At 67.0% G+C, this 18,411-nt stretch carries 19 protein-coding genes; 15 read left to right on the forward strand and 4 right to left on the reverse strand.

Annotated features, from left to right (window positions below; translation table 11 throughout):
* The 4 genes from glpD to JW805_13310 all read left to right on the forward strand — a co-directional run bounded on the left by glpD (window position 1) and on the right by JW805_13310 (window position 3,985).
* Window positions 1-1,455 carry a glycerol-3-phosphate dehydrogenase gene (glpD, locus tag JW805_13295; protein ID MBN2972993.1) on the forward strand — a complete coding sequence of 485 codons (1,455 nt, stop codon included), beginning with the start codon at window positions 1-3 and terminating at the stop codon, window positions 1,453-1,455.
* The gene (locus tag JW805_13300) at window positions 1,455-1,835 is read left to right on the forward strand and encodes a histidine triad nucleotide-binding protein (protein ID MBN2972994.1); all 381 of its coding nucleotides are present in this window, start codon (window positions 1,455-1,457) and stop codon (window positions 1,833-1,835) included. Before glpD ends, JW805_13300 begins: the two co-directional genes overlap by 1 nt.
* Window positions 1,832-2,332 (forward strand): hypothetical protein, encoded by a 501-nt coding sequence (locus JW805_13305; protein ID MBN2972995.1) that lies wholly within the window; start codon window positions 1,832-1,834, stop codon window positions 2,330-2,332. The genes JW805_13300 and JW805_13305 overlap by 4 nt, the downstream gene beginning before the upstream one ends.
* 93 nt (window positions 2,333-2,425) lie before the next feature.
* A complete protein-coding gene (locus tag JW805_13310; protein MBN2972996.1) occupies window positions 2,426-3,985 on the forward strand; it encodes an amino acid permease in 1,560 nt (519 codons plus the stop codon).
* Between the two features lie 326 nt (window positions 3,986-4,311).
* Here JW805_13310 and JW805_13315 read toward each other — a convergent pair whose 3' ends face one another.
* Window positions 4,312-5,313 (reverse strand): adenosine kinase, encoded by a 1,002-nt coding sequence (locus JW805_13315; protein MBN2972997.1) that lies wholly within the window; start codon window positions 5,311-5,313, stop codon window positions 4,312-4,314.
* A gap of 97 nt (window positions 5,314-5,410) precedes the next feature.
* On the opposite strand from JW805_13315, the gene JW805_13320 reads away from it, so the two are divergent.
* A complete protein-coding gene (locus JW805_13320) occupies window positions 5,411-6,091 on the forward strand; it encodes an EI24 domain-containing protein (GenBank protein MBN2972998.1) in 681 nt (226 codons plus the stop codon).
* 8 nt (window positions 6,092-6,099) lie between these two features.
* Entirely contained in the window at window positions 6,100-6,465 is a 366-nt protein-coding gene (locus JW805_13325) for a hypothetical protein (protein MBN2972999.1), read from the forward strand.
* 126 nt (window positions 6,466-6,591) lie between these two features.
* Here JW805_13325 and queG read toward each other — a convergent pair whose 3' ends face one another.
* On the reverse strand, window positions 6,592-7,641 hold the full coding sequence (gene queG, locus JW805_13330; GenBank protein MBN2973000.1) for a tRNA epoxyqueuosine(34) reductase QueG: 1,050 nt from the start codon (window positions 7,639-7,641) through the stop codon (window positions 6,592-6,594).
* A gap of 138 nt (window positions 7,642-7,779) precedes the next feature.
* On the opposite strand from queG, the gene JW805_13335 reads away from it, so the two are divergent.
* From JW805_13335 to msrB, 3 genes are all read left to right on the forward strand, one after another.
* Window positions 7,780-8,697: an ATP-binding cassette domain-containing protein gene (locus tag JW805_13335; GenBank protein ID MBN2973001.1), complete on the forward strand. Its 918-nt coding sequence runs from the start codon at window positions 7,780-7,782 to the stop codon at window positions 8,695-8,697.
* A complete protein-coding gene (locus JW805_13340; GenBank protein MBN2973002.1) occupies window positions 8,694-9,947 on the forward strand; it encodes an ABC transporter permease in 1,254 nt (417 codons plus the stop codon). Before JW805_13335 ends, JW805_13340 begins: the two co-directional genes overlap by 4 nt.
* 263 nt (window positions 9,948-10,210) lie before the next feature.
* A complete protein-coding gene (gene msrB / locus JW805_13345) occupies window positions 10,211-10,681 on the forward strand; it encodes a peptide-methionine (R)-S-oxide reductase MsrB (GenBank protein ID MBN2973003.1) in 471 nt (156 codons plus the stop codon).
* 43 nt (window positions 10,682-10,724) lie between these two features.
* On the opposite strand, the gene JW805_13350 is transcribed toward msrB, so the two are convergent.
* The gene (locus tag JW805_13350; protein MBN2973004.1) at window positions 10,725-11,282 is read right to left on the reverse strand and encodes a CHAP domain-containing protein; all 558 of its coding nucleotides are present in this window, start codon (window positions 11,280-11,282) and stop codon (window positions 10,725-10,727) included.
* 235 nt (window positions 11,283-11,517) lie between these two features.
* Between JW805_13350 and JW805_13355 the strand changes: the two genes are divergently transcribed.
* From JW805_13355 to JW805_13365, 3 genes are all read left to right on the forward strand, one after another.
* A complete protein-coding gene (locus JW805_13355) occupies window positions 11,518-12,432 on the forward strand; it encodes a sulfite exporter TauE/SafE family protein (protein MBN2973005.1) in 915 nt (304 codons plus the stop codon).
* A complete protein-coding gene (locus tag JW805_13360; protein MBN2973006.1) occupies window positions 12,429-13,187 on the forward strand; it encodes a TIGR02186 family protein in 759 nt (252 codons plus the stop codon). Before JW805_13355 ends, JW805_13360 begins: the two co-directional genes overlap by 4 nt.
* Window positions 13,188-13,283: 96 nt before the next feature.
* Window positions 13,284-14,966 (forward strand): ATP-binding protein, encoded by a 1,683-nt coding sequence (locus JW805_13365; GenBank protein ID MBN2973007.1) that lies wholly within the window; start codon window positions 13,284-13,286, stop codon window positions 14,964-14,966.
* A gap of 132 nt (window positions 14,967-15,098) precedes the next feature.
* Here the strand turns inward: JW805_13365 and JW805_13370 are convergent, their stop codons facing one another.
* Window positions 15,099-17,198 carry an AsmA family protein gene (locus JW805_13370; GenBank protein MBN2973008.1) on the reverse strand — a complete coding sequence of 700 codons (2,100 nt, stop codon included), beginning with the start codon at window positions 17,196-17,198 and terminating at the stop codon, window positions 15,099-15,101.
* A gap of 159 nt (window positions 17,199-17,357) precedes the next feature.
* Here JW805_13370 and rpmI point away from each other — a divergent pair, with 159 nt between their 5' ends.
* The 3 genes from rpmI to JW805_13385 all read left to right on the forward strand — a co-directional run bounded on the left by rpmI (window position 17,358) and on the right by JW805_13385 (window position 18,401).
* On the forward strand, window positions 17,358-17,561 hold the full coding sequence (rpmI, locus tag JW805_13375) for a 50S ribosomal protein L35 (protein ID MBN2973009.1): 204 nt from the start codon (window positions 17,358-17,360) through the stop codon (window positions 17,559-17,561).
* Window positions 17,562-17,574: 13 nt separating this feature from the next.
* Entirely contained in the window at window positions 17,575-17,940 is a 366-nt protein-coding gene (rplT, locus tag JW805_13380; GenBank protein ID MBN2973010.1) for a 50S ribosomal protein L20, read from the forward strand.
* Between the two features lie 221 nt (window positions 17,941-18,161).
* Window positions 18,162-18,401 (forward strand): GIY-YIG nuclease family protein, encoded by a 240-nt coding sequence (locus JW805_13385; GenBank protein MBN2973011.1) that lies wholly within the window; start codon window positions 18,162-18,164, stop codon window positions 18,399-18,401.
* Window positions 18,402-18,411 lie beyond the last annotated feature (10 nt).

Genomic DNA, 18,411 nt, shown 5'->3' on the forward strand with positions numbered 1-18,411 from the left:
ATGGCTCATGACCTCCTCATCGTCGGCGGCGGGATCAACGGTAGCGCGATCGCCCGCGAGGCTGCGCTGCTGGGACTGTCGGTGCTGCTGGTCGAGCGCGACGATCTTGCGCAACATACCTCGTCGGCATCGTCGAAGCTGATCCACGGCGGCCTGCGCTACCTTGAATATCGCGAATTCGGCTTAGTGCGCGAGGCGTTGCAGGAGCGCGAGCGGCTGATCCGCGCCGCGCCGCACCTGATCCATCCGATGGCGTTCGTCCTGCCGCACGAAAATGCGGTGCGGCCGTGGTGGCTCGTCCGCGCCGGGCTGTACCTGTACGACGCGCTCGCGCTGGGCACGACATTGCCCCGCTCGCGGCGACTGCGCGCGCGCGACGGGGCGTACCGCGCACCGCTGGCCTGGGCGGCGAAGGGATTCGTCTATCATGACGCCTTCGTCGACGACGCCCGCCTGACGCTCGCCAATGCGATCGACGCGCACGACGCCGGCGCGGAGATCGCCACGCGCACCGCCTTGCTCGCGGCCCGTCGTAAGGACGATCATTGGCGCGCGACCTTGTCCGACGGGCGGATCATCACGGCGCGCGCGATCGTGAACGCCGGGGGCCCCTGGGTCGGCGACCTGTTCGCGAAGGTCGGCGTGACCACCACCGCGCATGTCCGGCTGGTCAAGGGCAGCCATATCGTCGTGCCGAAGCTCTATGACGGCGACCACGCCTACATCCTGCAACAGGCGGACGGTCGCATCGTCTTCGCGATCCCCTGGCTGCGCGACTATATCGCGATCGGCACGACCGACATTCCGGTCGACCGGCCCGAGGACGCTCGGATCGACGCGGCCGAAATCCGCTACCTGTGCGAAGCGGCGAACCATTATTTCGGGCGGCAGACGGCGCCTTCGGACGTCGTCGACAGCTGGTCCGGCGTCCGCCCGCTGTTCGACGACGGCGCACGCGATGCGAAGGCCGTGACGCGCGACTATGTCCTCGAACTCGACGACAGCGGCCCCGCGCTGCTCAGCGTGTTCGGCGGAAAGATCACGACCGCACGTCATCTGGCTGAGGACGCGCTGGCGAAAATCGCGCCCGTGATTGGCATCGAGGCGCGCCATGTGACCCGCGATCGGCCCTTCCCCGGTGGCGACACGGGTGATTTCGACACCTTCCTCGCCGCGGTCCGCGCGCGCTTTCCCTTCCTCGGTGACCAGCGCTCCGCGCGGATGGCGCACGCCTATGGCACGCGGTTGTGGGAAATGCTCGACGGGGTGCGCGCCATTGCCGACATGGGGCCCGAATTCGGCGCCGGGCTGACCGCGGTCGAGCTCGGCTGGATGCGGACGCGCGAATGGGCGCGCACCGCCGCCGACGTGCTCGATCGCCGCAGCAAACTTCGCCTGACCGCCGACCCCGAAACGGTCGCCGCGATCGAGGCCTATTTCCGGGAGACGATATGATGCCGATCGACGCCACCTCGCCCTACGACGAGCAGAATATCTTTGCGAAGATCCTGCGCGGCGAAATCCCCTCGACGCGTGTCTACGAGGACGAATGGGCGATCGCCTTTCATGACATCGCGCCGGTCGCGCCGCACCACATCCTGGTCGTTCCGCGCGGGGCCTATGTTTCGTGGGACGATTTCAGTGCGCGCGGATCGGATGCGGAAATCGCCGGCTTCGTCCGCGCAGTGGGGGTCGTCGCGCGCGAGGCCGGGATGGTCGCGGACGGCTACCGCCTGCTCGCCAACATCGGACGCGATGCCGGGCAGGAAGTGCCACACCTCCACGTCCATATCCTCGCCGGCCGCCCGCTGGGGCCGATGCTCGCGCGGGGATGACCGACGCCCTCGTCACCTGCCCAGGCTGCGGATCGCGCCTGCCGGCGGTGGATGGCCCGGTGCACGATTACATGACGTCGTCGCCGGCCTGTTGGGCTGCCTTCAACGCAGTTCTGGCGCGGGAGTATGAGACGCCGGCGCTGATGCCCGTCCACTGGCTGTCGGTCGACACCTGGGCGGTCCAGCATCCGGGCGACGGATCGCGCCGGGCGATCCAGTCGGTCGGGCTGCATCTCGCACGGCTGATGCGGATCCTGGAGGACGGCCTCGACGGCGCTGGCGCAAACGCGGCGATGCAGGACTTCGCCGGGCGCCGGACGACCCTGCCCGAACTGCCGCCGCGGGCCGGCTATGCGATGACCGTTGCCGACGTGCCCGATACCACCGACCGGCACGTCCACCGCGCGGCGATCACGCGCTGGGCGCAGTCGACCTGGGAGGCCTGGCGTGACCAGCATGCCACCATCCGCGCCTGGGCAGATAACATGGTGCGATAGGGGATTGCGCAGGGGCGATTTGGGGCTAGGCTCCCCGGTCATCAGAGCGATAGCCGCTGATATTTCGGCTTAGAGGGGATTTCGATGGCAACCATGCCACCTAAACGGGGCGTGATCGAACGGATGTTCGCACGCAAGTCGATCGCGCAGGTCCAGCGCGAGACGGAAACCAGTGAACTGAAGCGCACGCTCGGCAAGTGGAACCTGCTGCTGCTGGGCGTCGGGTGCATCATCGGCGCGGGCATCTTCGTGCGTACCGGTTCGGCCGCGGCGCTGCATGCCGGCCCCGCCGTGCTGCTGAGCTTCGTCGTCGCGGGCATCGTCTGCGCGTTCGCCGGTCTCTGCTATGCGGAACTGTCGTCGACCCTGCCGGTGTCGGGATCGGCCTACACCTATGGCTACACCACGCTGGGTGAATTCGTCGCGTGGACGATGGGCGTGCTGCTGCTGCTCGAATATGGCCTCGCGGCATCGGTCGTCGCGGTCGGCTGGGGCGGCTATGTCGTCAGCCTGCTGGCCGACTTCGGCATCCGCATCCCGGCGCAGTTAACCGGCCCCGCGGGCTATACGCTGATGCGCGACGGCGCGCCGGTCCTGGTGAACGGGCAGACCGTCACGACCATCTTCAACCTGCCGGCATTCCTGATCTGCATCGCGCTCGCCACGCTGCTGGTGCGCGGCGTGTCGGAATCGGCGAAGGTCAACAACATCATCGTCGGCGTGAAGGTCAGCGTGCTGGTCGCGTTCATCGTCGTCGGCGGGCTGATCGTGCTGTCGAACTTCAGCGAACTCGTCGCGACCAACTGGACGCCGTTCGTGCCCGAGAATCAGGGTGACGGCAAATTCGGCGTCGACGGCATCATGCGGGCGGCGTCGATCGTGTTCTTCGCCTACATCGGCTTCGAAGCGGTCTCGACCGCTGGCCAGGAAGCCAAGGACCCCAAGCGTGACATGCCGTTCGGCATCATCGGGTCGCTGGTCGTCTGCACCGTCATCTACATGCTGGTCGCGGCCATCATGACGCTGCTGGTGCCCTACGCCTCGCTGAACGTGCCGGATCCGGTCGCGGTCGTCGTCGATGCGTTCGGCCCGACGTGGAGCTGGCTGGCCAAGATCATCAAGATCGGTGCGATCATCGGCCTGACCTCGGTCGTGCTGGTGCTGATGTACGGCCAGACCCGCATCTTCTACACGATGGCGCGCGACGGCCTGTTGCCGGGCGTGTTCGCGAAGGTGCACCCGAAGTTCAAGACGCCGTACGTCAACACGATGCTGGTCGGTGTGATCACCGCGATCGCGGCGGGCTTCTTCGATATCAACGTGCTGGGCGACATGACCTCGGTCGGTACGCTGGCCGCGTTCGCGATCGTCTGCCTGTCGGTGATCTATCTGCGCCGCACCGCGCCGGACCTGCCGCGCGGCTTCTCGGTCCCGCTGTATCCGGTGGTGCCGATCCTGGGCATCGCGAGCTGCGTCTATCTGATCAACTCGGTGCCATGGGACGTGCTGAAGTTCTTCCTGTGGTATCTGCTGGGCGGCGTGGTGCTGTATTTCGTCTATGGCATGCACAATTCGAACCTGCAGAAGGGCCAGCCGCAGGACGACAAGCCCGACATGGGCGAATATGTCGCTCCGGTCGGCGAGCAGCCGTAACGTCGGGCTGCCCGAACGGGCATGAAAACGGGGCCGGGGAGAGCGATCTCCCCGGCCCCCTTTGTTTTGGGCGTGCTGGCCAGGGCTCGATCATCGGCCTCGTAACGGCGGACGATGCCCCCAACCAGCGCATCGGCGTCGAAATCGCATCGGCGTCGGGACAAAGAAAAGGGCCGGGAGGATCGCCCCCGGCCCCGTTGCTCTCGGCCGTCTCCCCGCGCGGGCGGGGATCGATAGTCGCTGGCGTCGGTAACACTCACGAACGCCAGCTAGAATGGCTTCCCGTCTGCGCGAACGACGAGCGAACAGGCTAAGCGCGGATGCACTCAATACTGCATCTTCTCGGCAAGCAGCGCCTTCAGGTCGACTTCGGGGCGCGCGCCATAGTGGCTGATGATCTCGGCCGCGCAGATCGCGCCCTGGACCAGCGCACCGTCGAGCGCGACGCCCTTCGCCAGACCGTGGAGCACGCCCGCGGCGAACAGATCGCCCGCCCCCGTCGTGTCGACGACGCCAGCGGTCGGCTGAGCGGCGACTTCGTAGCGGCGGCCCTTGTACATCGCCAGCGCGCCGCGTTCCCCGCGGGTCACCACGACCACGCCCACTTCCGGCGTCGTCTTTTCCAGCGCGACCTCCAGATCGTCGGTCTTCCACAGCGCCTTCAGTTCGTTTTCGTTGGCGAACAGGATGTCGATCGTTCCATCCTCGACCATCCGGCGGAAATCATCACCGTGCCGGTCGATGCAGAACACGTCGCTGAGCGTGAAGGCGACCCAGCGGTCGGCTTCGCGCGCGATGCGGATGGCCTCGACCATCGCGGCGCGCGGCTCTTCGGGATCCCACAGATAGCCTTCGAGATACAGGATCTTGCCGCTGCGGATCATGTCGGCGTCGAGCGCGGTCGACGGCAGATATTGCGACGCCCCCAGGAAGGTGTTCATCGTGCGCTGGCCGTCCGGCGTCACGAAGATCATGCAGCGCGCGGTCGACGGGTCGCCGTCGCGCGCGGCGGTGGTGAAGTCGACGCCCGCCGCCTTGATGTCGTGCGCGAAGACCTGGCCCAGCTGGTCGTCGGCGACCTGGCCGATGAAGCCCGCGGTGCCGCCCAGGGCCGCGACGCCCGCGACGGTGTTCGCCGCCGATCCGCCGCTGATTTCCCGGCCCGGGCCCATCTTGGCATAGAGCGCATCGGCGTCCTCGGCCGAGAAGATGAGCTGCATCGAGCCCTTGGTCATGCCGGCGTCGGTGATGAACTGATCCTCGGCCTGGGCGAGGATGTCGACGATCGCATTGCCGATGGCGACGACGTCATAGGTTGGGGCAGTCACGCAACTTCTCCTGAAACAGATGCCGCGCCGTAAAGGTCGCGCGCGCGCAAGGCAATCGCGGCTTCGTTTCGGTGCAGTGGCGCGTTAGGAGGGCCGGGTGATCGCAGCGTTGTTCCTTTCCGTCGGCCAATTGGGCGACCGGCGCATCCTGGCCGTGCTCGCCAAGTCGCTGGCGCTGACCCTCATGCTACTGGCGACCGCCGGGGTCGGCCTGTGGTTCGGCGTCCGGGCGCTCGCGCGGTGGGCAGGGATCAGCGCGGTCGGTGGCGACCTGGCCGGGGCGGCGGCGGTGCTGGGCGGCGTGGCGCTCGGCTGGCTGATCTTTCGCGCGCTCGCCGTCGCGATCGTCGGGCTGTTCGCCGACGATGTCGTCGCAGCGGTCGAGGCGAAACATTACCCAGCGGCACTCGCGACGGCGCGACCCGTGCCCGTCGCGCGCGGGCTGGCGATGGGTGCGGGATCGGCGGGCCGTGCGGTGCTGTGGAACACCGTCGCGATTCCGCTGTACGTCGTCCTGCTGACGACCGGGGTCGGCCCCGCGATCGGGTTCTTCGCCGTCAACGCGCTGCTGCTCGGGCGTGACCTGGGCGATATGGTCGCCGCGCGGCACCGCCCGGCATCCGCCCTGCCTGCGTTTCGCCACGCCACCCGTGGTCCCCGGCTGGTGCTCGGGGCCATCGGCACGGCCTTGCTGCTCGTGCCCATCGTCAACCTGGTCGCCCCCGTGCTCGGCGCGGCGATGGCGACGCATGTCTTTCATCGGAGATTGTCGAAGTGAAGCGCTTGATGACCGCCGCCCCTGCCCTTCTGCTTGCCGCGTGCAGCGCCGGCACCACGGCCCCGCGCCCCGCCGCACGCATCCCCCTGCCCCAGCCGCGTCCGATCAGTACGCTTGGCCTGGAGCGTGTGATGGGCCAGACCGCACGCGCGCTGACCCAGAGCTTCGGCGCGGCGGACGCCGACGTCACCGAGGGGATGGGCCGCAAACTGCAATTCGGCAGCCGCATCTGCGTGCTGGATGCGTATCTCTATCCCAAGGACGGCAAGGGCGAGCCGGTGGTGACCTATGTCGATGCGCGCCAGCCCGATGGGAGTACGATCGACCGGGCGAGCTGTGTGGCGGCATTGGCGAGGCGCGACGGGGGCAAGTAACCCGCCGAACGCGCCCCAAATTCCGTTCGTGCTGCTTCTGTCGAAGCACCGTTCGGCGACACGCTCGTAAAGCGCTCGCGGCACGAAGTACGGTGCTCCGACAAGCTCAGCACGAACGGTTATGGGTCAGTCCGCTTCATCAAGGCGGGCCAACGCCCATTCCGCCGCCTCCGCGACCACCGCATCCTCATCTACCAGCAATCGCCGGAGCGGCGCGATCAGCGCGGCGTCCCCCGAATTTCCTGCCGCGATCGCAGCGTTGCGCACCATTCGCCCGCGCCCGATCCGCTTGATCGGCGAGCCTGCAAACACCTGCCGAAACCCTGCGTCATCCAGGGCGAGCAGGTCGGCCAGCCGCGGCGCCATCAACTCCGCGCGTGGCTGGAATGCCATGTTCGCCCGTGCCGCGGCGGCGAATTTGTTCCACGGACAGACCGCCAGGCAATCGTCGCAGCCGTAGATGCGATTGCCGATACCGACCCGAAACTCTTCCGGAATCGGCCCCTTATGCTCGATCGTCAGGTAGGAGATGCAGCGCCGCGCATCGAGGCGATAGGGCGCGGGAAAGGCGTCGGTCGGGCAGGCCCGCTGGCACGCGTCGCACGACCCACAAGCGTCGCGCCCGGGCGAATCTGGCGTCAGGTCGAGCGTGGTGTAGATCGCGCCCAGGAACAGCCAGCTGCCGTCGGTCCGACTGACGAGGTTGGTGTGCTTGCCCTGCCAGCCGAGCCCCGCCGCCTCGGCCAGCGGCTTTTCCATTACCGGCGCGGTATCGACGAAGACCTTCAGCTCGCCCGGCGCCTGGTCGACCAGCCAGCGCCCCAGCGCCTTCAGCGCGCGCTTCACGACGTCGTGATAGTCGCCACCTTGCGCGTGCACCGAAATCCGCCCGCGATCCCCCACGCCGTCGAGCGCCAGCGGGTCGCGGCCGGGCGCGTAGCTCATGCCGAGCGCAATGACGCTCTTCACCTCCGGCCACAGGCCAGCGGGGCTTTCACGGTGATGGGCGCGTTCCTCCATCCAGATCATCGACCCGTGCGCGCCATCCGCCAGCCATTCGCGCAGGCGAGCGGCCGAGCGCGGCGCGGCATCGGCGCGCGCGATCCCTGTGGCGGCAAAGCCCAGCTCCGCCGCCTTTTCCTTTAATCTCTGTTCGATCGGCTTGTCTTGGCGCACATCGGCCCGCTACCACGTCGGGCAAGCATCATCACCCCCGCCGTTCGTGTCGAGCATCGTCGAGACATGGGTCAAGGGGGCGGATACTGCCAACGTCCCTCGACTTCGCTCGGGACGAACGGGTTGGGGGGAAGCAGGTTGGGTACCGAATTAGCCGTACAGGCAAGCGGCCTTGTCAAACGCTTCGGCGACCGTCGGGTCGTCGACGGGGTCGACATCGCGGTGCCGAAGGGCGCGATCTATGGCGTGCTCGGCCCCAACGGCGCGGGCAAGACGACGACGCTGCGCATGCTGCTCGGCATCATCGAACCCGATGAGGGTGCGCGCAGCCTGCTCGGCCGCGCGCATCCGCGCGATGCCAGCGACAATGTCGGCTACCTGCCCGAGGAGCGCGGGCTGTATCCCAGCATGAAGTCGGTCGAGGCGATCGCGTTCATGGGGGCGCTGCGCGGGCTCGACTGGGGCACCGGTCGCAAGCGGGCGCGCGCGATGCTCGAGCAAGCCAATCTGGGCCACGCCGCCGACAGCAAGATCAAGAAGCTGTCGAAAGGCATGGCGCAGTTCGTCCAGCTGCTGGGCTCGGTCGTTCACGAACCCGAACTGCTGGTGCTCGACGAACCTTTTTCCGGTCTCGATCCCGTAAACCAGGAACGGCTGGAGGCGCTGATCGTCGCGCAGCGCGACCGCGGGGCGACCATCCTGTTTTCCACCCACGTCATGGCGCATGCCGAGCGGCTGTGTGACCGGCTGACGATCATCGCCGGGGGGAAGGCGCGGTTCGAAGGGACCGTCGACGACGCCCGCGCAACGCTGCCGGTCAAGGCGCATTATGTGCCGCATCATCGCGATCCGAACATTGCCGCGCTGCTGCCGGCGGATGCGCAGGCCGAAGGCAATGGGTGGGTGTTCACCCTGCCGAAGGAAGGAATTGAGGGCGTGCTGGTGAAGCTTATCGACGCCGGCTACGGCATTTCGGGCCTGTCGATCGAGCCCGCGCGGCTCCACGACGCCTTCGTCAAGATCGTCGGACGCGAAGCGCTGGAGCAGGCAGCATGAACAAGTCCGTTCGTCAGACGATGACCGTCGCCCGGCGCGATTTCATCGCGACCGTGTTTACGCCGACCTTCCTCATCTTTCTTCTCGCACCGCTCATCATGATGAGCTTCGGCGCGATCGGGGGCATGGGCGCCGCGACGATGGCGGGCAGTTCGGTCGGCAAGATGCGCGTTGCGGTCGTCGCCGACCCCGCGACCTGGAAGACGATGCAGGACACCGATGCTCGGCTGCGCCCGATGTTCCGCAAAAGCGAGGCGCCGCCGCAGCTGATCCTGGCATCGCCAAATGGCGATCCGGCAGCGCGCGCGAACGAGACGATGCGCCGCCGCGACGTCGAAGTGACGGCGACATTGTACGGCCCGCTCGACAAGCCGACGATCCTCTACGCCGTCAATGCCGGCCGCAGTGCATCCTATCTCGCCGCGCTGGCGGATGCGACGCTGCGCACCGAACGGACCGGCACCGCCCCGCTGAGCACCGCGACCAAGGTCGCGTTCAAGCCTGACGCCCAGCGTACCACGATCAGCGGATCGAATCAGGCGGCGTTCTTCGCGGTGTTCGGGCTGTTCATCCTGACGCTGATGCTGGCGGGGCAAGCGGTCGGCACGATGGCGGAGGAGCGGTCGAACAAGGTCATCGAGATCCTCGCCGCCGCGGTGCCGCTGGAAAGCGTGTTTCTGGGCAAGTTGATCGGCATGTTCGGCGTCGCCATCCTGTTCGTCGCCTTCTGGGGGACGATCGTCGTCAACGTCGGGCAGATGCTGCCCGCGGGCCTGGCGCGCGCGTTTGCCGACGTCGGGCCGGCGGTGGGGCCGGTGTTCCCGCTGCTGTTCTTCGCCTATTTCACCATGGCCTATCTGCTGCTCGGCGCGGTGTTCCTCGGCATCGGCGCGCAGGCGAGCACCCCGCGCGAAATCCAGATGCTGTCGTTGCCGATCACCATCTTCCAGGTGGCGATGTTCGGGTTGAGCCAGGCGGCCGCTTCGCAGCCCGATTCGATGCTGGCGCGGATCGCCGAGATCCTGCCGTTCAGCTCGCCCTTCGCAATGGCGGCGCGCGCGGCCAATCGGCCGGAGCTGTGGCCGCATCTGCTGGCGCTTGGCTGGCAGGCGCTGTGGGTCGCCCTGACGGTATGGCTCGGCGCGCGACTGTTCCGGCGTGGCGTGCTGCAATCGGGCAGCCCGGCGTTCTGGAAGCGGAAGAAGACGGCAAAGGTGCTCGATCGCGGCGGCGCCATCCCGGGCCTGTGATGCCAACGTGCTCCCGCGCCGGCGGGCGCCTAGGCTGACCACGTATATCGCCTGGCGGCTCCGGGCTCCCGCCTCCGCGGGAGCATGGCTGCCCCTATTCACGTCATCCCGCGGAGGCGGGGATACATTCTCGCTGGCGCTCGTGAGACTAAAGACGTTCAGCGACTATTGATCCCCGCCTTCGTGGGGATGACGACGGAGAGCTGAGGACGGTATCGCACCGCCCTCTACCCGCGTCCGTCGTGCCTCCCTACATCCGCTGCATGCTTACCACTCGCCGCTCCCTGCTCGCCGCCGCCGGCATCGCGCCGGCCGTTGCCGCCTGGCCTGCTATCGCCAAATATGAAGTCACGCTCAACGATGCCGAGTGGCGCAAGAAGCTGTCGCCTGCCGCCTACCGCGTGCTGCGCCAGCAGGATACCGAGCGGCCGTTCACCAGCCCGCTCAACAAGGAGCATCGCTCGGGCATCTTCAGTTGCGCGGGGTGCGCGCTGCCGTTGTTCACGTCGAAGACGAAGTTCGAGAGCGGCACCGGCTGGCCGAGCTTCTGGGCGCCCTTGCGGGCCGCGGTTGCGACGACGACCGACCGGACCTTGGGAATGGAGCGGGTGGAGGTGCATTGCCGGCGCTGTGGCGGGCATCTGGGTCATGTCTTCGACGACGGGCCGAAACCGACCGGAAAGCGATACTGCATGAACGGCGTGGCGATGACCTTCACGCCGCGCGCGCTGTAGGCGATCCTCTCCGGGCGCCGCCTCACCGGGCGGTCGCCGACGATTATTCCAGGTTCAGCGAGAAGGCCGCAGCGCGGCTGGTCGGGGCGACCGGCACCGGCGTCACCGCGGCGATCGTGACCTTCGGCAGGGCGATCTCTTCGGACTGCGGGGCGCCATTCGCATAGATGAAGCCGTTGACCGGGTAGCTCGACGTGCCGAGGCCGCCGTTCGAAGCGAACCACACCTTCACGCGGCTCCAATCGCCCTTGTCCGACACATCGACCGCGCGGACATCGGTTTCGACGCCGCCGCGGCGCGACCAATTGGCATGGGTCAGCAAGACTTCGCGATCGCTCACCACCTTGGACACCATCGCGACATGGCCGAAGCGCATCTTGGCCGTCGCCGCGAAGGACATGACCGCGCCCTTCTTCGGCGCGGCACCGCGGTCGTACTTGCCGGCAGCCTGGTGCCACCAGGTCAGCGCGTTGCCGCGAATATCGATGCCCGAGATCATGCGAGCGAAGGGCGCGCACTGCCAGAATTTGGCCTCGGCCTTCGGAGCCGCGATCGTCAGGGTCATCAGCGCGGCGGCAACCGCGACGAAACGAGCGAACATTGGTGTGAAGACCCCCCGGTCCCGCTGGAAAACTTCGATGACCCCCACTTAACCGTCGCCGCGACTCAACCAAGCGCCGGGCGGCGAATTGCCAGCGTTTCCCGACGAGTTGAAAGAGGTTCCGCGACGTCGTTCAGCTCATCGGCGGGAGGGCTCGGTTCACCGCACCATGCGCGACGAATCGACGTGCGACACGGGGTTCGCGCGTCGCAAATTTGCCGCTATCCCTGCCGATGTGGACCTGTATCTGCCCATCGCGAACCTGTCGGTGAATGCCATCGTCATCGTCCTGCTGGGCGGGGGCGTCGGCCTGCTGTCGGGCATGTTCGGGGTCGGCGGCGGGTTCCTGACGACGCCGCTGCTGATCGTCTACGGCATCCCGCCGACCGTCGCCGCCGCGTCCGCCGCCAGCCAGGTGACCGGGGCCAGCGTATCGGGCGCGATGGCGCATTTCCGGCGCGGCGGGGTCGATACGCGGATGGGCACGGTGCTGGTCGGCGGCGGGATATTGGGGTCGATCGCGGGAGCGGGCGTATTCCGCCTGCTTCAGGCGAGCGGGCAGATCGATACGGCCATCGCCATCCTCTACGTCCTGCTGCTCGGGTCGATCGGCGGCCTGATGCTGCGCGAGGCGCTGGGCGCGATCGGTGCGGTCCGCTCCGGGCGCCCGCCCAAAGCCCGCAAGCGCCGCCACCACCCGCTCGTCGCTGCGCTCCCCTTGCGCTACCGGTTCTACGCATCGGGTCTGTACATCTCGCCGCTCGCGCCGCTGCTGCTGGGGTTCGTCGTCGGGATGCTGACGGTCCTGCTGGGGGTCGGCGGCGGGTTCATCCTGGTGCCGGCGATGCTCTATCTGCTCGGCATGTCGACGCAGGTCGTCGTCGGCACGTCGCTGTTCCAGATCGTGTTCGTCACTGCGGCCGCAACCCTGGTCCATGCGCTGACCACCAAGGCGGTCGACGTCGTGCTTGCCGCGCTGCTGCTGCTGGGATCGGTCGCCGGGGCGCAGGTCGGCGCCCGCTTCGCGCAGAAGATGAAGCCCGAATATCTTCGCCTGGCTCTGGCGATCATGGTCCTGCTCGTCGCCGTGCGGATGCTGCTGGGCCTCGCATGGCGGCCTGACGAAATCTACACGATATCGATGTCGTGAAGGCCTGGCTCCTCCTTCTCTTAGCGCCCCTGTTGCTCGGCGCCGCCAAGCCCGTGCTGGTGCCCGACGTGTCGCAGCGCGACATCGAGATCGCCTACTCCTTCACCGGTGCCGACCTGCTGCTGTTCGGCGCGATCCTCTATCCGCGCGGCGCCGCACCGGATCCTGCGCGACCAGCCGACATCGTCGTCGTGGTGAAGGGCCCGGCCCAGTCGATCCTGGTGCGCGAGAAGGAAAAGGTCGCCGGCATCTGGGTGAATGCGGAACGGATGCGCTATCGCTCCGCCCCCGGCTTCTACGCCATCGCCTCGTCGCGACCGATCAACCGGATCGTCGATGAACGCACCCGCGCCATCTACGAACTGGGTCTCGACAGCCTGCAATTGTCCCCCGCGAGCGGTGCGGTGGCCGACGATCAGGCGCGTTTCGATGCGGGGCTGGTCGATCTGCTGCGCCGCAACGGCCTGTATTACGAGGACGACAAGGCGGTCGAGATTACCGACGGCGTCCTGTACCGCGCGCATGTCCGCATTCCGGCGCGCGTGCCCGTCGGCCGCTTCACCGCCGAGACCTTCCTGATCCAGGACGGCCGGGTCCAGGCCGCAGCGGTGCGGCAGATCGATATCCGCAAATCGGGTTTCGAACGCTTCGTTGCTCAGTCGGCGGACGACCATGCCCTGCTCTACGGCCTGGTCGCGGTTGCCCTCTCGCTCGCCTTCGGCTGGGGCGCAGGAACCATCGCCCGCCGCGTTTGATACCCGATCCGACGGTTTTCAGGCACTTGGGCGCCATACCGAACGCGATGTTAACCCTTTTGCGCGCAAGACCGGGACTGCAACAGGGGATTTCGAATGGCGGACACATGGGAACGGCGCGGCTTCGAAGGCGCTGAACCGGTGGCGAGCACCGGCGGCCGGCCGATCGAGGCAGCGCCGGCGTTGACCGAGATCGGCGCCGTCTTTGAAATCTCGGGCTCGTCGAGCCAGATCGTCCTCGACCTCGACTGTCTGGATGCTTTGGCCACCGACCCCGATCCCTCGATCGCCAGCGCCGGCCAGGTCGGCAGCCAGATCAAGATGCGCGTCGCTGGAACATGGCTGATCGCCAACGTCCGCTCGATGAAGCTGAGCGAGACCCATGGCGGCCGCGTTGTGGCGCAGGTCGATTTCCTGGGCGAAGGCGACCAGGAAAAGCTGACCGGAAAACTCTATCGCTTCCGCCGCGGCGTCACCCGCTTTCCGTCGCCAGGCACCCCGGTGTTCCCGGTATCGACCGCGGACATGAAGCAGATCTACGCCGCCGACGACCGTGCGCACATCGAATTCGGCAACGTCTATCCGACCAAGGACATTCGCGCCGCGCTCTATGTCGACGCGATGCTCGGCAAGCATTTCGCGCTGCTGGGATCGACCGGCACCGGCAAGTCGACTGCGGCGGCGTTGATCCTGCACCGCATCTGCGAGCTCGCGCCGCAGGGCCACATCGTCATGATCGACCCGCACGGCGAATATGGCGCGGCGTTCCGCACGACCGGCGAAGTCTACGACGTCACCAACCTGCAGATGCCGTACTGGCTGATGAATTTCGAAGAGCATTGCGAGGTCTTCGTCACCACCGCGGGCTCCGAACGGCAGATCGATGGCGACATTCTGGCCAAGTGCCTGCTCCAGGCCAAGGCCAAGAACCGGCTGGCGCAGGAATTCGGCAAGCTGACGGTCGATTCGCCGATTCCCTATCTGCTGAGCGACCTGCTCAACCTGATTCAGCTCGAAATGGGCAAGCTCGACCGCGCCGGCGACACCGCCCCCTATCTGCGATTGAAGACCAAGATCGAGGAAGTGAAGGGCGATCCGCGCTACGCCTTCATGTTCAGCGGCATGCTGGTCGCCGATACGATGGCGCAGTTCCTCGGCAAGATCTTCCGTCTGCCGGCCAATGGTCGGCCCATCTCGATCATCGACGTGTCGGGCGTGCCGAACGAGATCACGTCCGTCGTCGTCGCGGTGCTGAGCCGCATGACCTTCGACTTCGCGATCTGGTCGCGCAACGAACCGCAGCGCCCGATCCTGCTCGTCTGCGAGGAAGCCCACCGCTACGTTCCCAACGAACGCAACGCCGACGGATCGTCGGTCGGTCGCATCCTGAGCCGCATCGCCAAGGAAGGCCGCAAATATGGCGTGTCGCTGGGCCTGATCACGCAGCGCCCGTCCGACCTGGCCGAAGGCGTATTGTCACAGTGCGGCACGATCCTGTCGATGCGCCTGAACAACGATCGCGACCAGGCCTATGTTCGCGCCGCGATGCCCGAGGGCGCCCGCGGATTCCTCGATTCGATTCCGGCGCTCAGGAACCGCGAGTGCATCGTCTGCGGCGAAGGCGTCGCGACGCCGATCCGCGTGCTGTTCGATACGCTCGACGAAGTGAAGCGGCCCGCGTCGGGCGACCCGATGTTCTCGCAGCTGTGGCGCCAGACGGGGGGTGAGGATGCGATCATTACCCGCACCGTGCGGCGGTGGCGGGCGCAGGGAAGGTAAGGCGCGGGCACCCTGCGATTGCAACAGCAATCGCAGGAGATGCCATGGCGGGCAGCGGCCCCGGCGCAGCCCGCTCCGTCTGACGGCGTGGCGAGTCCGCGATTCGCTCGCGCAAATCGCCGGCCGCCTTCGCTAGAATATCCCCAGAAACTTCTTCCGCTGTTCTTTCCGCTCGCCCTTCGTCCGCTTCCCGTCCTCCGACGTCGCGGTCGTGCCCCGCCCCACGTCGTCGCGCGGTTCGCCCTTGGTCGTGCGTTGCGCGCGGGCCGAGGCGCCGGCCAGGACCGGGCCGCAGTCGGCGGACTTGGCATCGCCCACGTCGACGAACGCCAGGATGCCGGCGAGCGGCGTAGCGACCACGGCCAGCCCCAGTCCTGCGCCCGCGCGGCCGACGAGTTCGGGGCTGATGACATCGAAGCCCGGCGACGCGAAGGTGCCGCCGATCCGCACCGGGGACTGGCCCGCGAACAGGCTGAACTTCTTCGAATCCGCGCGGAAGGCGAGGTCGATCGATTCGTTGCGGAACGAAAAGCCGCCACGGCCGAGCATCACGTTCTTCTGCGTATCGATCAGGATCGGGTCGGCCGCCGCCACGCCGCGGCGCACGGTGAAGCCGACGAGGCCACAGTTGATCCGCACCGGCTCCTTCAGCCGCCCTTCGAACATCTTCTGGACGAAGGTGCCAACGTCGAGTTCGCTCAGCTGGACATTGCGGGTCCAGAAGCTGCCTGCCGGCAGCACGAACGCGATCCGCCCGCGCGAGGTCGCCAGCGTGTCGTGGATCGTGTCGCCCCGCCCGTCGAGGTCGATCCGCCCGCGCACGGTTCCGGTCGTCCCCGATTCCTCGACGCCCCACCCCGCCAGCAACCGCCCGAGCGGCGTCGGCGCGAGGCGGATGTCGTAACTCGCCGCGGTCGGTCGCTCTCGGGTATCGAACAGGATGTCCGACGCGACATTGCCGCGCGCCATCGCAAAGGTGAAGGGCGACAGCGCAAGACGCCCGCGATTGAGGTCGACCCGGACGCTGACGTCGCTGATCGGGATGCTGCGGGACCGCACCGTGCGGATCGTCCAGTCGACCTTCGCATCGAATCGCTGCATCGCCGCCACCGGGAAGGTCGCATCGGGCAGCAGCCGCGCCGGCGCCGCCCCCGTCTCCGCCGCCGCGGCGATCGCGCCCTTCGTCGCAACGGTATCGGGGTTGTAGCCGATGAACGGCGCGGCATCGACGATGTCGAGCCTGCGCGTGGCGAGGTCGGCGGTCATCAGAAGACGCTCGCCGCTGGCGTCCGCAGTGAATTTGCCGGACAGGTCGCTGTCGCCGAACGTCCCTCGCATCCCGGTGAAGGCATAGACGTCGCCCGACTTCACCATATTCGACGACAGGCGATAGTCGCGCGTCTCCGGGATGACGACGCCGATGATGTTCAACAGCCGCGCCAGGTTCGGCCCGCGAGCGGTCGTGCGCAGTGGCACGTCCTCGATATCCGCTAGGCTCGGCAGCGTGCCGCCGACGGTGATGACGTTGCCCGCCGCCCGCGCGCGCAGGATCAGCTGGTTGCGCCCGCGCGCCGCCGTCTCGTTCGGCGACAGCAGCGCGCCGGTGACGGTGAAGGGCGTCGCCCGCGCCACGCCGTCGCCGGAGAACCGCACCGAATCGTCGATCCGGGTGCCGGTGGAACGGACCGATTCGAATTTCAGATCGGTCAGCAGCTGGAGCTTCGCATCCTTGTACCGCAACGTCGTGCCGACGACGGTCGCGCGGTCGATGATCGGAAACTGGACAGGCTTCCCCTTGCTCTCGCTGAACGTCCAGGTGTTGGTACGATGCTGCGGATCCCACTCCAGGTCGATCGCGGCGTTGCGCAGATCGAGGAAGCGGGCGTGTTTGCGGCCAAAGATCAGCGAGAAAGGCGCGATCCGCGTGTGGATCGAATCGGCGGCGAACAGATAGGGCCGGGTCGCATAGGACGGGTTGGAGATCGTCATCTCTTGCGCGACCAGCTTCAGGTCGAACGGATCGAAATAGAGCTGGAAATCCCCGCCGACGCGCACCTCGCGGTTGGTCAGCCCGCCGACGACGCTCTCGAACGTCGGGCGCAGGAAACGGCCCTTGGTGACGTAGAGGATGGTCCAGGCGAGCACGATCAGCCCGAGGTTCGAGACGAGCACCGACAGCGCAGCCGCAAGCGGTGCCCGGATCGGCAGACGGGGCGCTGTCGTATCGGCCATGGAACGGTTCAATCCGCAGGGACCGCCGGGGTTCCCCGCGGTTGCATTCGAGCGAGCCTTGAGCTAGGGGCGCCGTCTTCCGCGATTTGAAATACGGAATGGCCTGGCCAGTGTGGGCTGCCAGGGCTGTTCGAAAATCGCCCGAACGAAAGGACGAAAATGCCCAAGCTCAAGACCAAGAGTGGGGTGAAGAAGCGCTTCAAGTTCACCGCCACCGGCAAGGTCAAGCACGGTGTCGCGGGCAAGCGCCACCGCCTGATCTCGCACAACGCGAAGTACATCCGCCAGAACCGGGGCACCTCGGTGCTCGCCGATGCCGATGTGGCACACGTGCGCCAGTGGGCGCCGTACGGCCTGCGCTAAGGGAGCCTGACACATGGCACGAGTGAAGCGTGGTGTTACCACCCGTCTGAAGCACAAGCGGATTCTGGACCAGGCGAAGGGCTATTACGGCCGTCGCAAGAACACGATCCGCATCGCCCGCCAGGCCGTCGAAAAGGCCGGCCAGTATGCGTATCGCGACCGCAAGGTTAAGAAGCGGACCTTCCGTGGTCTGTGGATCCAGCGCATCAACGCCGGCGTCCGCGCCGAAGGCCTGACCTATTCGCAGTTCATGCACGGGCTGAAGCTCGCTGGCATCGAACTCGACCGGAAGGTCCTGGCCGACATCGCCATGCACGAAGGCGCCGCGTTTAGCGCGATCATCGCGCAGGCGAAGGCGGCGCTGCCGGCGGCGGCCTAAAGGCAGCCTGTCGCATGTGACGTGAAGGGGCGTCGGTGGGGAACCACCGGCGCCCTTTTCGTTTCAGGGGCGCCTGCCCTTTCCTCTCCATCGTCATCCCCGCGAAGGCGGGGATAAATTGACGCTGGTTGCGGTAAGGAAGCGAGACGGCAGCCAAAATTTACCCCCGCCTTCGCGGGGGTGACAGTGGTTGGTACGGGATGAACGCGGGGTTTTCGGCAATGGATAAGCAGCCGTGCGTCTACATTCTCGCCAGCGGTCGATGCCGCGACCTCTACACCGGGGTAACCTCCGACCTGATGGGTCGCCTGCACCGGCACCGGACGGGCATCACTAAAGGCTGGGCCTACGAGAAAGGCGCTCTCCATCTCGCCTGGTACGAACTTCACGGGGACATGGAGTCTGCCATCACCCGCGAAAGCGCATCAAACACTGGAATCGCGACTGGAAGCTCAATCTGATCGAGCGAAC

It is taken from the genome of Roseomonas aeriglobus, from assembly GCA_016937575.1.
Lineage (GTDB): Bacteria > Pseudomonadota > Alphaproteobacteria > Sphingomonadales > Sphingomonadaceae > Sphingomonas > Sphingomonas aerigloba.